An 11,986-nucleotide genomic window follows, 5' to 3' on the forward strand; every position below is an offset into this window, starting at 1 on the left:
GTCGGAGAACGCCAATCTCGCCTATGCCGACGTGGTGGTTGCCGGCGGGCTCGGACTCGGCACTGCGGAGAACCTGCGGCTGATCAAGGACCTCGCGCGGACGATCGGCGGGGATTACGGCTGTTCCAGGCCGCTGGTGCAAAAGGGCTGGATGGCGGCTGATCGGCAGATCGGCCAAACCGGCAAAACGATCCGCCCGAAACTCTATATAGCGGCTGGCATATCCGGCGCGGTCCAGCACCGCGTCGGCGTCGAGGGCGCCGACCTCATCGTCGCCATCAACACCGATCCGACCGCGCCCATCTTCGATTTCGCCAATCTCGGTGTTGTCGCCGATGCGGTCAGCTTTCTGCCGGCGTTGACGGACGCTTTCATCAGACGGCTGGCGCCGGCCAACCGTCTCAAACTTGTCAACTGAGGTAAACCTATGACCGAGGAAAAGTTCGACGCCATCGTCGTCGGTGCCGGTATGTCTGGAAACGCGGCCGCCTACACGATGGCAAGCCGCGGTCTAAAAGTGTTGCAGCTGGAGCGCGGTGAGTATCCGGGCTCCAAGAACGTCCAGGGCGCCATCCTGTACGCCAACATGCTGGAGACAATCATTCCGGATTTCCGCGATGATGCACCTCTTGAGCGGCATCTGGTCGAGCAGCGGTTCTGGCTGATGGACGACACCTCACACACCGGAATGCACTACCGGTCGGACGACTTCAATGAGCCGACGCCAAACCGTTACACGATCATTCGCGCCCAGTTCGACAAGTGGTTTTCGCGCAAAGTGCGAGCCGCGGGCGCGATAGTATTGTGCGAGACCACGGTGACGGAACTGGCTCGCGATGCTAGCGGTAAGGTGATAGGCGTCCATACCGATCGAGCGGGCGGCATCCGTGCGGACGTGGTCGTTCTCGCCGAAGGGGTCAACGGCCTCCTCGGCACGAGAGCAGGATTTCGCAAGGTACCGAAACCGGAAGCCGTGGCACTCGCTGTCAAGGAAATGCATTTCCTGCCGGAAGAGGTTATCGCTGAGCGCTTCGGCCTTACCGGCGATCAAGGCTGCGTTATTGAAGCGGCAGGGACAATCTCGCGCGGAATGGCCGGATTGGGGTTCCTTTACACCAACAAGGAATCAATCTCGCTCGGCATCGGCTGCCTTGTCTCCCATTTCGCAGCGAGCCTGGAAAGTCCATACGCGCTACTTGACGCCTTCAAGGACCATCCGTCGATCCGGCCGCTAATTGCAGGTTCGGAGATTAAGGAATATGCGGCGCACCTCATCCCGGAGGGCGGGTTCAAGGCAATTCCGCAGCTCTTTGGGGATGGCTGGGTTGTGGTTGGCGACGCAGCACAGCTCAACAACGCCGTGCACCGCGAGGGCTCGAACCTCGCCATGACCTCGGGCCGCATCGCCGGCGAAGCGATCGCCGCAATCAAGAGCCGAAAACGCCCGATGACGAGGGACAATCTCTCACTTTACAAGGCCATGCTGGACAAATCTTTCGTTGTGGAAGACCTTAGAAAATACAAGGACATGCCCGCCCTACTTCACACGAATTCACGCAATTTCTTCATGACCTATCCGCGGTTGCTGTCGCAGGCGGCGCAAAACTTTGTGCGCGTCGACGGCACACCCAAGATCGAGAAAGAAAAAGCGACCAAGGCCGCCTTTATCAAGGCGCGTTCGCGATGGGGACTGGTCAGCGACGCAGTCCGCTTGGCACTGGCCTGGCGCTAAAGGGGAGTATTGAGATGAGAGCTTCAGTCGTTCGCATTGAGGACAAGCTTTATCAAAACCGTTACCTGGTAGACTCAGGGCGTCCGCACATCAAGGTGCGACAGCATCAGTCTCCGAGCCCGAATCTGCTGGCGCTGACCGTTGTTTGCCCAGCGAACTGCTATCAGGTGAATGAAGACGGTCAAGTAGAGGTTACTGCGGATGGATGCATGGAGTGCGGGACATGTAGAGTACTGTGCGAAGAAAGCGGTGAGATTGATTGGAGCTATCCGCGAGGTGGATTTGGTGTGCTCTTCAAATTCGGATGACTTGCATCTCGATTTTGTCTAACAAGACGGGTACGTTCACGGGCGCTCACAAGTGCAAGCGTAAGCACTTGACAATGTTAACAAGGCGGCATTTTCGCGTAGGGGAGCCATATCCCTACGACGCTCAGGGTGTTTGCTCACACGAAGCGGCTCGATGAGGGCATGACTGAATTATCCACTAAAACCATGCACAAAAGAGACTTGGGGTGCAGCGGTCTCTACCGGATATCAAGGGTCCTGATCACTCCAGCCAGCCTCGAGATCAAGCTTGCCAATGTGATTAACACCCTCCCGGCACTTTTGCCAATGCGACGCGGTGCAATCGTCGTTCTGACCGCTGAAGGAGAGCCCGAGACCACCGCGACGTTTGGGGTGGAGCCTGCATCATCGGGCGCTCGCCACGTTCCAGCGAAGGCTGCAATAGACAGAATCGTCGCAAAAGGTGCGCCGCTGGTAGTACCGGACACTTGCAAGTCGGACCTGTTTCAGGATGAGCTTCAAAGTATTTTGAGCGGCACTGGCCAGGTCACCTTCATTGGTGTCCCGATGAAGGTCGATCAAGAAACGCTTGGAACACTATGGATCGACCGCGAAAAAGATGACGCCACGAGGGCACAATATGAGGAAGAGGTACGCTTCCTGTCAATGGTCGCCAACCTTGCGGCCCGGGCGGTTCGGCTGGATGGCCACGAGAGCCGCGATGGCAGGCCGACCATGGGCGAGGAGGGTGCTCGCAAGATTAGTTCCGGAGACAAGGAACTGCCCGAATCAGCCCGTCAACGGCCTACGAAAATCGACTGGATTGTCGGGGAAAGCCCCGCACTCAAGCAGGTGATTGAAAGCGTCAAAGTCGTTGCAAGAACCAACTCTGCGGTGCTCCTCAGGGGCGAAAGCGGCACAGGCAAGGAATTCTTTGCAAAGGCAATCCACGAGCTTTCACCCCGTAGAAAGAAGCCCTTCGTGAAGTTGAACTGCGCCGCACTGTCTGCAGGCGTCCTGGAATCGGAACTATTTGGGCATGAAAAGGGCGCCTTTACCGGGGCAATCTCTCAGCGCGCAGGCCGTTTCGAACTGGCGGATGGTGGAACGCTGCTGCTCGACGAGATCGGCGAGATCTCGCCGGCGTTTCAAGCGAAACTGTTGCGCGTCTTGCAGGAAGGTGAACTTGAGCGAGTTGGCGGCACAAAAACACTCAAAGTGGACGTCCGGCTCATATGCGCCACTAACAAGGACCTTGAGGCGGCAGTGGCGGATGGGGAGTTCCGGGCCGACCTTTATTATCGCATCAATGTAGTGCCTCTGTTTTTGCCGCCTCTCAGGGAGCGAAATGGAGATATTCCACGCCTTGCGAAGGTTTTCCTCGACCGATTCAACAGCGAAAACAATCGCGATCTCGAATTCACGCCTGCTGCACTCGAGATCGTGTCAGGATGCAAATTTCCCGGCAACGTCCGGGAGCTTGAAAACTGCGTCCGGAGGACCGCCACTCTCGCGCGTTCGGGGACGATTGTTCCATCGGATTTCTCCTGCCAGAGTGGCCAGTGCTTTTCTTCAATGCTCGGGAAAACCGCTGACAGACCGCTTGGCACCCATTCGCTCAACGGATTGACTATGAGCAAGAGTTTGCCCGTCGAATCGCCGGTCGGTCTCGGTTACCCCAACGGCCCTGGCAGCTTAACGGTGGCACCACAACTAACGGACCGCGAGCTGCTAATTAACGCGATGGAGAAGGCCGGCTGGGTTCAGGCGAAGGCAGCTCGACTCCTCGGCCTAACACCACGGCAGGTCGGCTATGCTTTACGCCGGCATCGTATACAGGTGAAAAAAATCTAAAGTCGGTGAGCCCTCTTATCTGGGCTCGGCCACTCCCCTCCTCCTCAGGCGCGCGGGTGTATCGTCCAATTTGGCCGCTTCTGTCGCGAATTCGACAAAACTGCATCGGGGCCTATTGGTTCAAATCGAACACGAAACGCCAAACCCTTGAAATTTCAATATTATCCGGTTGGCACAGTGCTTGCTTTTTGGACGACGAGCATTACTCACCAGTGGAGCCGTTTGATGAGTGCACCGATAATTTCGCTTGAAAGCCTGACGAACACGACATCCTCTGGGCAGTTGCTGACAACCGCAAAATCCGGTGGTTGCGCGTCCTCGTCTTGCGGCTCGTCCTCAATGCCAACCGACATGGATTCGGCTACCTGGGAGAAGGTCAAGGATCACCCTTGCTTTTCAGAGGAAGCGCACCACTATTTCGCACGTATGCACGTCGCAGTAGCGCCAGCGTGCAATATCCAATGCAATTACTGCAATCGCAAATATGACTGCGCCAACGAGAGTCGGCCTGGCGTCGTGTCGGAAAAGCTGACACCGGACGAGGCGCTACGCAAGGTGATTGCGGTCGCCAACGAAGTGCCGCAGCTATCCGTTCTTGGCATCGCGGGGCCGGGCGATGCGTGTTACGACTGGAACAAGACAAGGGCGACTTTCGAACGCGTCGCCAGGGAGATTCCCGACATCAAGCTATGCATTTCCACCAACGGGCTTGCCCTGCCGGAGCATGTCGACGAGTTGGTGGAAATGAACATCAGCCACGTGACAATCACCATCAACATGGTTGACCCAGAAGTCGGCGAACAGATCTACCCATGGATCTTTTATGATCATCGCCGCTACACCGGCATGGATGCCGCCAAAATCCTGCATGAGCGGCAGATGTTCGGCCTTGAGATGCTGAGCGAACGCGGCATTCTTACGAAGATTAATTCGGTGATGATCCCCGGCGTCAATGACGAGCACCTGATCGAAGTCAACAAATGGGTCACCGAGCGCGGCGCCTTTCTGCACAACGTCATGCCACTGATTTCCGACCCGGCACACGGCACCTCGTTTGGCCTGACCGGACAGCGCGGCCCAAATGCGCTCGAACTGAAGGCGCTTCAGGATAGTCTCGAAGGCGGTGCCAAGCTGATGCGTCACTGTCGACAGTGCCGTGCCGATGCAGTCGGCCTCCTCGGTACTGACCGGGGCCAGGAGTTCACGCTCGACCAGATTCCGCTCGAACCTCGTTACGACGGTGCTAAGCGTCACGCCTACCGGGAGGTGGTCGCAGGCATACGCGATGACCATTTGGCGGCTAAGGAGAAGGCGATCGCAGCGGTTACATCAGTGAAGATCCGTGGATCGCTTCAAGTGGCTGTCGCGACGAAGGGGGGCGGACGCATCAACGAACACTTCGGCCATGCGAAGGAGTTCCAGGTTTACGAAGCCTCGCAAACCGGGATCAAATTCGTGGGGCATCGCAAAATCGAGCCGTATTGCCACGGCGGCTGGGGCGAGGACGCCGCCCTCCTCGGCATCATCGCTGCGCTCGAAGGCATAGACTTCGTGCTGTGCGCCAGGATCGGAGAATGCCCCAAGAAGAAGCTCATGGAAGCCGGGATCCGGGCCACGGACGCTTATGGCTATGACTACATCGAGGCCGCGATCAGCGCTCTTCACGCGACAGAGTATGGTACCGCCCCATCGAAGGCAACGGCTTGAGCTTGGCATATCGATCGAGACCTAACCAGGAGTTGAATAATGGCTTTCAAAATCATCGCATCCCAGTGCACCCAGTGCGGCGCCTGCGAATTCGAATGTCCCTCCAACGCCATCGAGCTAAAGGGCGACAAGTACGTGATCGATCCTAAGAAATGCACCGAATGCGAGGGAGTTTTTGAGCTGCAGCAATGCGCCTCTGTATGTCCGGTGCCGAACACCTGCATGCCGGCTTAAGTCCGGTTCGAAGCCAGGCTTCGTTCGCGGCAGGACGTGGTTTTTCCCACGTAACTCTAACGATGAAAGGAATGGAGATGGGCCTTGGACGCGAAGAGGAGATTGAAATCCACAAGCCCCCGCGATTTATGCCGGGTGAGAGGGTCTGTGCTACACGCCACATCAAAAACGACGGCACCTATCCTGGGAAGGAAATCGGAGAAGGCCTAGTCAGGAAAGGCGACGCGGGATTTGTGCGCGATGTCGGGACCTTTCTCCAGCAGTTTTACATCTATGCCGTCGAATGGATTGATCGCGGCAACGTCGTTGGAATGCGTGCGCGTGAACTGAGGAGCCTCGAGGAGGCCTCAACCCGGAAAAGTACTGAATGCGCCACTGGTGTCAACGAAGGAAAACCCAGATGAAAGTAACAATCCGCAGAACCGGCAATGGCTTATCCGCCTATGTTCCCAAGAAGGATCTCGAAGAGCCGATCGTCCAGATTGAGAATGACGGCCTATGGGGCGGTTTTGTGGTGCTCAGGAACGGCTGGCGCCTCTTACTGCCCGATCTTGCGAAGGACACCCAGTTACCCGTCACCGTCGAGGCGAAGAAGATTGTGAATGATGCAGTGCAAAGAGAAACATCATGAATACAATACTGACTTCCGAGCATCTCGTCTTCGCAATAGCCATGCCGAAGTAGCTTGATCCGATGTCGATGAACCTTCAGTCTCGAATGCCTGAGACACCTGTGTTGCCTTCGATCTGCTTGGTGCCTTCATGCCATCGTGCCGTGGAGCTCCCCTCCACTTTGCCGCCGGCCGTTGCTCAAGCATAACGACTTGCCGCAGTGCGCCTGCCGACCGAAGGGTGGCTACCCAGATCCCGTCTGTGCAATCGGCCCCACGGGAGTCTACGACACCCAAGCGCACTAATGAAGGAGCCCACCATGACAACTGCAAAGGCAGCTATCCTGCGCCCGGAAAAACTGAAGTCCGAGGATCGCGGCGCGCCGACTGCGTCACTTGGTACACCCGAAGGTTCGACCAAACTGATCAAGGGCATCACCGTCTTCCGGTTTGGCGTGCCAATCCGACTGCACAAGAGTTGCGAAGATTGCGTGATGGTTCTCGACGACCGGCGATCGCACAAATCTACGGCGTCCACTGCGAATTTGTTCCAAACGATGCGGCCTAAATCCGATCAAAGGCGCCGCACCGCTGCATCAACCCACTCGGAAATGCATTTGATGCGTGTCCATTTCCACCGCGCGCCAAACGTCACGCGTTCCGAGGCTATGGCTTCTGTGGCCGATGATACGTAACAAGGGTTCGTCAGTCGCCGAATTTGCGCTCACTCTCGCACTGGTAACTCTTGGCGGGTGGGTGATGTGGCCGCTCGCCTGGCTCAACCGCGCCGTTATCGCCACCGGCGTGGGTGCGCTGTTCAGGCTCCCGGTGGCGGTGCCTTGTCTTTTTCGACCGTCAATGACCGCTGTTATTGGTGCAATGCTCGGCACGTCATTCTCGCCTGCGATGTTCAAGTGCAGGTTTCGGTAAATCGCAGACAGTCTTGGAGTGCACCCCCAGACTGAGACAAGGAAAATCGCGGACAGTTTCCCCCGCAAGGAGAGGAAACTGGGCATGGCCAGACGGCAAAGAGTCATTGATGAGGACAAAAAACTGGAGCTTGTCCAGCGCATGGAGGCCGGTGAAACCGTCAGCAAGTTGGCAGATGAGGTTGGCATCAGTCGCCAACGTCTTTACGAGTGGCGCGATCACCTCAGGGTTCGTGGTAACCTGAAGTCACGTCGGCGCGGCCGGCCGGCGAGAGTGGCGGGAGGCCTTGTCGGGGACTTGCAATTGCAGAGCACAGTCGATCCACCCGCGCCTCAGGAAAAGGCTCTGACCAAGGCCAGGCGCCGGATCAGGGAGTTGGAGCAGAAGGTCGGGCAACAGCAGGTCGATCTCGATTTTTTTCGCGAAGCCTTGCGGCACTTCGAAGAAGATCAGCATCGAAGCAGCGCTCTTGGCGAAACGGGATCTTCAAAGTCATCGAAAAGATGACGACTGGCCTGTCGCAAGGCGAATTCAACATCGATCGAATGTGCTGGCTGCTGGCGTCAGCCGCGCGAGTTATTACCGTCGCTGGCTAGATTCGGCCCCTCGTCGGGCCGAGTCAGGTTTGCGCGACCTCATTCAAAAGGTGGCGCTCGGCAACGCGCACTACGGTTACCGCCGGATTGGAGCCCTGTTGCGTCGGGAGGGGTGGCAAGTCAACCACAAGTGCATTCTACGCATCATGCGTGAAGACAATCTGTTGTGCCTGCGCGCAAGATCCTTTGTTCCTACAACGACCAACTCGAGGCATGGTTGGCAAGTCGTGCCGAACCTCGCCAGGGCATGATCCTCAATGGGGTCAACCAGCTATGGGTTGCTGATATCACCGAAGGCGGAGAGCTTCATGAAAACCCTCAAGCAGGAAGAGGTGCAAGGTCTCGCCTATAAAGACGCAGATGATGCCCGCAGGCGCGTCGGCGCGTTCATCGAGACCGTTTACAACACGCAGCGCCTGCATTCGGCGCTCGACTATCTCACGCGGGAAGAATACGAACAGATGCATTCAGGTGGACGACGGATGGAAAAGGCGGCATAGCTGAACACGGGAAACTGTCCGCGATTTTCCTTGTCTCAGTCTGGGGGTGCACTCCAGTCTTCTCGGCGACAAAAGATCGACTTTCGCCCGCGCCGTCTTTGTCATTCTGCACCTCGATTTGAGCGAGGTGGGGTGAATGGCGAGACGGAAGCAGGCGAGACTTACGAGTGTGAAGGACATTCGATCGATTTTGAGACTGGCGCACGAACAAGGGCTTTCTGTTCGGGCGATATCGGAGCGGCTGAAGATCAGCAAAACGACCGTGTCGACCTACCTTCTGCGGGCTCGGGAAGAGGGTCTGTCATGCTGGCCCCTGCCGCCCGGCCTTGATGACGACGCCGTTTTGCAGCGTCGCCTGTTCCACCGCCGCGGGCGGCCGCCGCAGGATCTGGACGAGCCCAGTTGGGCGAACATCGCCAGCGAACTGAAGCGCAAAGGGGTGACGCTGACACTGCTATGGCAGGAAGATCGGGAGCGGCACCCGAATGGCTATGGATACACATGGTTCTGCGAGCAGTTTGCCGCTTTCGAACAGCGAGCCAATGCGACTTTCCGCAATCGCCACACCGCCGGCGCGGCGATACAGACGGATTATGCCGGCCAGACCGTGCGTATCATCGATCCTCTAAGCGGCGAGATCCGGCCGGCGCCGGCCTTCGTCACGGTGCTGCCCGCTTCGCTCTTGACCTTTGCCTATGCGAGCTTCAGCCAGAGGCTGCCGGACTGGATCGAGGGCCAGCGACGGGCGCTGAGCTTCTTCGGCGGCGTGCCGAAAGCCATCGTCTGCGACAATCTGAAGGCGGGCGTTGCCAAGCCCTTGTGGTTCGAGCCGACGATCAACGCGACGTTTGCGGCCTTCGCCGAGCATTACGAGACAACGGTCCTGCCTGCTCGTCCAAAACGGCCAAAGGACAAGGCGAAGGTGGAAGGTAGCGTTCTCATCGTCGAGCGCTGGATCCTGGCGCGGCTGCGCAACGAGCACTTCTTCAGCCTTGCCGACCTCAACATCCGGATCAGCCAGCTTCTCGACGATCTCAACAATCGGCCGATGCGCCGCATCGGCAAGTCCCGGCGTCGGCTCTTCGAGGAGATCGAACGCGCGGCACTTGCGCCGCTTCCGGCAACCGCCTTCGAATATGCCGAATGGAAATCGGCGAAGGTCCATCCCGACTACCATGTCGAGGTCGATAAGGCCTTCTACTCTGTGCCGCACCGCCTGATCGGCCGGCAGGTCGAGGTTCGCTTGACCTCCCGGATTGTCGAAGTCTTCCACGCTCACAAGCGTGTCGCCAGCCACCGCCGCACCTCGCAGGCGCCGGGCACGTCACCGTCAGCGAGCACATGCCGAAGACGCATCAGCACTACGCCAATACCACGCCGGCGAGCCTGATCAAGCAGGCCGCGAAGGTCGGCGGCAATACAGCGATTCTGGTCGAGCGGCTGATGCGCGACAGGCCGCATCCGCAGCAGGGATACCGCGCCGCGCAGGGCGTTCTGTCACTCGCGCGTCGCTACGGCCCCGAGCGTCTCGAGGCGGCATGCGAACGGGCGCTGACGATCAATGCGCTCAGCTATTCCTCCGTCAGCACCATCCTCAAATCCGACCTCGATCAGGCTCCGCCGGCGGCCGAGCCGGTTAAGCCCGCTCCTCCACACAACAACATCCGCGGCAGCTCCTATTACCAGTGAAGAAAGGAAGCCTCTCAATGCTCACTCATCCAACCCTCGACCAGATGCTCGCTCTCGGCCTTTCCGGCATGGCGACAGCTTATCGCGAACTGAGCGACCAACCGCGGGGCAACGATCTCAGCCGCGATGAATGGCTCGGCCTGATGCTCGATCGGGAGATCGCCGTTCGTGCCGACAAGCGCCTGACCAATCGGCTGGTAACCGCCAAACTGCGCTTCCCCGACGCCTGTATCGAGAACATCGACTTCGCCGCAACACGGGGGCCGGACCGTCGGCAAATCCAAGTGCCAACATGCATGTTATGGGCTTGATGCATTTCGAGCTGCCGACTGCCGCACGCGCCGCGGCGCAGATCTTCATCGGAGCGACCATCGGCTGCCGTTTCGCAATGGCGTCGCCGAGAAAGATCATGGCAGTCATCGGCCTGTCGTTCGGTTCTACAATCCTGCTTCTCTCCGTGACGCTCGCCTTCGCGGGCTTACTCTCCTTCCTCACAGGAGACCGGTTCACCGCTCTCATACTCGCTTACGCGCCGGGAAGTGTCGCAGAAGTGAGTCTAATTGCTTTGTCGCTCGGAGTGGAGATCCCCTTCGTTGTCGTCCACCAGATCGTCCGTCGCTTTCTTGTAGTAGGAGGAGCGGCGGCCGTGTTTCGCTCGCTGAAGCGCTAAAGACTCCGGGCTGCCCTAGTAGGCGCTAGGTTCACATAGTTGCCGAAATGGGCCGGCCAGGCGGATGGTGGGTGGCACCTTCGCCTGTCCTCCCCAATCCTGACGCGCGAGCAGCTTGGAGCGCTCACGAGCTTAGCTCGGGGGTGGTCATCGGTAATCGGCCGGGGTCTCCGGTTCCGGCGATGTTGCTCGGGGCGTGACACGCTATTTCTCTATCAGGTGCCGCCGCAGCCATTCAAACTTTTGCCGACTTCCAAGCAGTTGATGAAATCCCCGGTGATCGACTTCCTGAGCGGAACTGCGCGGCGCCGTTCGTTGACGACATGCTCCCCGTCAACTTGGAAATGCATAACAAGCGCCAATTCAGTTCCGCATGGGTCCGCTCCATGGCATGCGGTATATCGCCAAATCGAGACGACATAACGGATCAGATAAGCCGAACCCGGAAGCTCGAGATCTCACTCACCGGCGAACGCCGTTTAGTCGTTGCTCTTCTCCCGTCAATTTGGCGGCCGGCCGAAGGTAATGCACATCGAACGCGCTGGGGAACTTGGATTGGCAGGTTCATGGAAAAAGAATACGACGAAGAGGAGTCAGGCTGAAGGTTCAGACCCGGCAATCCGTTCCGTTGCCCGGATTTCGTCCTCGGCCGCGCGATACGGCCTTTGGTAAATCCTCGCCATTTTCGGTGAGATAGAGTCCCCTCCTTGCTTCACCTCTCGCGTGGCCATATTCGCTCCTTGATAAGCGTTCGGGAAGAGTGCAGGTTTTGAAAGCTTTGATTGCATCCCATTGAACCCGTGGAAGCGAGAGTCGCACAAAAGCCGCCGTTCCTATCACGCACAATTCACTTCCGATTGCTGCATCGAAGGTCAGGGGTAGATTTGGTGGAACTGGAATCGCATGGAGGTCGTACAGGAATTTGAAACTTTTAAGCCATCGTTCGAATGCAGGAGCCGCAAGCGCATAGGCATGGTTTGCAGACTGCCCGACCACAATCATCCGAAGCAATCCGAGAAAGGACGCTTGGTTGGTCGCGTCAGAGTTGCGTCCTTCCTCGGAGCGGAAGGCGTCAGTCACCTTGCGAACGAAGGAGGCCGGACCTACAGACGCGATATTCGCGTCGTTTGCAGCGGCCCAGCGTGCAGACTCCGGTCGGTTGGTGGCGATCCAAGTC

13 protein-coding genes and 2 pseudogenes are annotated in these 11,986 nt (G+C 58.1%); 14 read left to right on the forward strand and 1 reads right to left on the reverse strand.

The window, feature by feature from the left end:
* The 14 genes and pseudogenes from CO676_RS33150 to CO676_RS33225 form a co-directional block, all read left to right on the forward strand.
* Positions 1-418, forward strand: a 418-nt coding sequence (locus tag CO676_RS33150) for an electron transfer flavoprotein subunit alpha/FixB family protein (RefSeq protein WP_144340243.1), incomplete at its 5' end; no start/stop codon positions are given.
* A gap of 9 nt (positions 419-427) precedes the next feature.
* Positions 428-1,732, forward strand: a complete 1,305-nt coding sequence (locus CO676_RS33155; RefSeq protein WP_097524172.1) for an NAD(P)-binding protein — start codon at positions 428-430, stop codon at positions 1,730-1,732.
* Between the two features lie 14 nt (positions 1,733-1,746).
* On the forward strand, positions 1,747-2,040 hold the full coding sequence (locus CO676_RS33160) for a ferredoxin family protein (RefSeq protein ID WP_097524173.1): 294 nt from the start codon (positions 1,747-1,749) through the stop codon (positions 2,038-2,040).
* Between the two features lie 162 nt (positions 2,041-2,202).
* Positions 2,203-3,873: a nif-specific transcriptional activator NifA gene (gene nifA / locus CO676_RS33165; protein WP_097524183.1), complete on the forward strand. Its 1,671-nt coding sequence runs from the start codon at positions 2,203-2,205 to the stop codon at positions 3,871-3,873.
* 225 nt (positions 3,874-4,098) lie between these two features.
* Positions 4,099-5,580: a nitrogenase cofactor biosynthesis protein NifB gene (gene nifB, locus CO676_RS33170; RefSeq protein ID WP_097524174.1), complete on the forward strand. Its 1,482-nt coding sequence runs from the start codon at positions 4,099-4,101 to the stop codon at positions 5,578-5,580.
* A 39-nt stretch (positions 5,581-5,619) separates the two neighbouring features.
* Positions 5,620-5,814, forward strand: coding sequence for a 4Fe-4S binding protein (locus CO676_RS33175; RefSeq protein WP_097524175.1), 195 nt, complete (start codon positions 5,620-5,622; stop codon positions 5,812-5,814).
* A gap of 77 nt (positions 5,815-5,891) precedes the next feature.
* A complete protein-coding gene (locus CO676_RS33180; RefSeq protein ID WP_097524184.1) occupies positions 5,892-6,218 on the forward strand; it encodes a nitrogen fixation protein NifZ in 327 nt (108 codons plus the stop codon).
* Positions 6,215-6,445, forward strand: coding sequence for a putative nitrogen fixation protein NifT (gene nifT, locus CO676_RS33185; protein ID WP_097524176.1), 231 nt, complete (start codon positions 6,215-6,217; stop codon positions 6,443-6,445). Before CO676_RS33180 ends, nifT begins: the two co-directional genes overlap by 4 nt.
* A 299-nt stretch (positions 6,446-6,744) precedes the next feature.
* Positions 6,745-7,119 carry a hypothetical protein gene (locus CO676_RS33190; RefSeq protein WP_179875746.1) on the forward strand — a complete coding sequence of 125 codons (375 nt, stop codon included), beginning with the start codon at positions 6,745-6,747 and terminating at the stop codon, positions 7,117-7,119.
* A gap of 319 nt (positions 7,120-7,438) precedes the next feature.
* Entirely contained in the window at positions 7,439-7,861 is a 423-nt protein-coding gene (locus CO676_RS33200; protein ID WP_097524179.1) for a helix-turn-helix domain-containing protein, read from the forward strand.
* A 346-nt stretch (positions 7,862-8,207) separates the two neighbouring features.
* A complete protein-coding gene (locus CO676_RS33210; RefSeq protein ID WP_097524181.1) occupies positions 8,208-8,450 on the forward strand; it encodes an integrase core domain-containing protein in 243 nt (80 codons plus the stop codon).
* A gap of 136 nt (positions 8,451-8,586) precedes the next feature.
* A pseudogene (gene istA / locus CO676_RS33215) lies at positions 8,587-10,139 on the forward strand (IS21 family transposase).
* A gap of 17 nt (positions 10,140-10,156) precedes the next feature.
* Complete coding sequence (locus CO676_RS33220) at positions 10,157-10,450, forward strand: ATP-binding protein (RefSeq protein ID WP_280952084.1); 294 nt, start codon at positions 10,157-10,159, stop codon at positions 10,448-10,450.
* Positions 10,450-10,809 carry an AbrB family transcriptional regulator gene (locus CO676_RS33225; RefSeq protein ID WP_179875749.1) on the forward strand — a complete coding sequence of 120 codons (360 nt, stop codon included), beginning with the start codon at positions 10,450-10,452 and terminating at the stop codon, positions 10,807-10,809. The genes CO676_RS33220 and CO676_RS33225 overlap by 1 nt, the downstream gene beginning before the upstream one ends.
* Positions 10,810-11,415: 606 nt before the next feature.
* Here the strand turns inward: CO676_RS33225 and CO676_RS33230 are convergent.
* Positions 11,416-11,986 (reverse strand): annotated as a pseudogene (locus tag CO676_RS33230) (hypothetical protein); the annotation flags it as partial.

It is taken from the genome of Sinorhizobium sp. BJ1 (genome assembly GCF_002531555.1).
Lineage (GTDB): Bacteria > Pseudomonadota > Alphaproteobacteria > Rhizobiales > Rhizobiaceae > Sinorhizobium > Sinorhizobium fredii_B.

Excerpts from the sequence above, each read along its gene's own strand:
- CO676_RS33155 (WP_097524172.1), top strand. The coding sequence starts at position 428 with ATGACCGAGGAAAAGTTCGACGCCATCGTCGTCGGTGCCGGTATGTCT.
- CO676_RS33160 (WP_097524173.1), top strand. The coding sequence starts at position 1,747 with ATGAGAGCTTCAGTCGTTCGCATTGAGGACAAGCTTTATCAAAACCGT.
- nifA (WP_097524183.1), top strand. The coding sequence starts at position 2,203 with ATGACTGAATTATCCACTAAAACCATGCACAAAAGAGACTTGGGGTGC.
- nifB (WP_097524174.1), top strand. The coding sequence starts at position 4,099 with ATGAGTGCACCGATAATTTCGCTTGAAAGCCTGACGAACACGACATCC.
- CO676_RS33175 (WP_097524175.1), top strand. The coding sequence starts at position 5,620 with ATGGCTTTCAAAATCATCGCATCCCAGTGCACCCAGTGCGGCGCCTGC.
- CO676_RS33180 (WP_097524184.1), top strand. The coding sequence starts at position 5,892 with ATGGGCCTTGGACGCGAAGAGGAGATTGAAATCCACAAGCCCCCGCGA.
- nifT (WP_097524176.1), top strand. The coding sequence starts at position 6,215 with ATGAAAGTAACAATCCGCAGAACCGGCAATGGCTTATCCGCCTATGTT.
- CO676_RS33190 (WP_179875746.1), top strand. The coding sequence starts at position 6,745 with ATGACAACTGCAAAGGCAGCTATCCTGCGCCCGGAAAAACTGAAGTCC.
- CO676_RS33200 (WP_097524179.1), top strand. The coding sequence starts at position 7,439 with ATGGCCAGACGGCAAAGAGTCATTGATGAGGACAAAAAACTGGAGCTT.
- CO676_RS33210 (WP_097524181.1), top strand. The coding sequence starts at position 8,208 with ATGGGGTCAACCAGCTATGGGTTGCTGATATCACCGAAGGCGGAGAGC.
- CO676_RS33220 (WP_280952084.1), top strand. The coding sequence starts at position 10,157 with ATGCTCACTCATCCAACCCTCGACCAGATGCTCGCTCTCGGCCTTTCC.
- CO676_RS33225 (WP_179875749.1), top strand. The coding sequence starts at position 10,450 with ATGCATTTCGAGCTGCCGACTGCCGCACGCGCCGCGGCGCAGATCTTC.